Origin of the sequence: Robertmurraya kyonggiensis (assembly GCF_005116465.1) — a bacterium.
GTDB lineage: Bacteria > Bacillota > Bacilli > Bacillales > Cytobacillaceae > Robertmurraya > Robertmurraya kyonggiensis.
Genome location: NZ_SWBM01000076.1, coordinates 1 through 1096, shown reverse-complemented (window position 1 = coordinate 1096; position 1096 = coordinate 1). Strand labels below are relative to the sequence as shown.

Sequence of the window (1096 nt, the reverse complement as noted above, 5' to 3'; positions counted from 1 at the left end):
ATCCCCTTGTCCTCGAGACCGTGGTAGCAAACAGCAGGCTCACCAAGGTCCTGATCGACGGAGGCAGTGGGCTCAACCTCATCTTCGCCAAGACGCTGAAGTCCATGGGCCTCGACACGAGTACGCTGCAGCCGGCGGATACTCCTTTCTACGGCATCGTGCCTGGGAAGGCCGCCATCCCCCTCGGGCAAATCACCTTGCCCGTCACGTACGGTACGTCATCCAACTACCGTACAGAGTTCATTAAATTCGAAGTTGCAGACTTCGAGACTTCCTACCACGCCATCCTCGGGCGACCAGCATTGGCCAAGTTCATGGCCATCCCCCACTACACCTACCTGGTGTTGAAGATGCCAGGGCCTCACGGCGTTCTCTCCCTTCGCGGTGATATCAAGCGCTTCTACCTCTGCGACAAAGAAGCAGTGGAGTACGCCGTCCGAGCCGCGTCCACCATAGATCGCCAAGAGCTCCAACCCTTGGCCGCAGCCGTCGTCGCAGAGGACGATGACGCCCCGACGCAGAAGAAGACACGGGCTATCAAGCCTGTGGAGAAGGTCGCAACAAAGACGATCGATCTCCAAACCGGAGATCCATCAAAGACAGCCGTGATCGGCTCCAACCTCACTCCTGCATAGGAAAGCGCGCTCGTCGACTTCCTGCGAGCCCAGGCGGACATCTTTGCTACAAAGCCTTCCGACATGCCTGGAGTCCCCAGAGAGTTGATCGAGCACAAGCTAGACCTCAACGAGAGCGCAAAGCCCAAAAAGCAGCGCCTCCGAAGATTCGCCACAGAGCGTCGGGAAGCCATCAAGAAAGAGCTAGCTAAGTTATTAGCAGCCGGCTTCATTAAAGAAGTCTTTTATCCGGATTGGTTAGCCAATCCGGTTCTTGTAAGGAAAAAGAATTCAAATGAATGGAGAATGTGCGTTGATTATACCGATCTCAACAAACACTGCAAGAAGGATCCCTTTGGGCTTCCTCGCATCGACCAAGTCATCGACAGCACCGCCGGGTGCACCCTACTCTGTTTCCTCGATTGTTACTCAGGATATCATCAGATATCTCTGAAAGAAGAGGATCAGATCAAAACTTCGTT

General features: G+C 54.4%; 2 protein-coding genes. Both read left to right on the top strand.

The window, feature by feature from the left end:
- The coding region (locus tag FA727_RS25715) for a retropepsin-like aspartic protease (RefSeq protein ID WP_158318985.1) at nucleotides 1–635 on the top strand (635 nt) is incomplete at its 5' end.
- An 84-nt stretch (nucleotides 636–719) separates the two neighbouring features.
- A partial coding sequence (locus FA727_RS25710) for a reverse transcriptase family protein (protein WP_136833928.1) occupies nucleotides 720–1096 on the top strand: 377 nt, incomplete at its 3' end.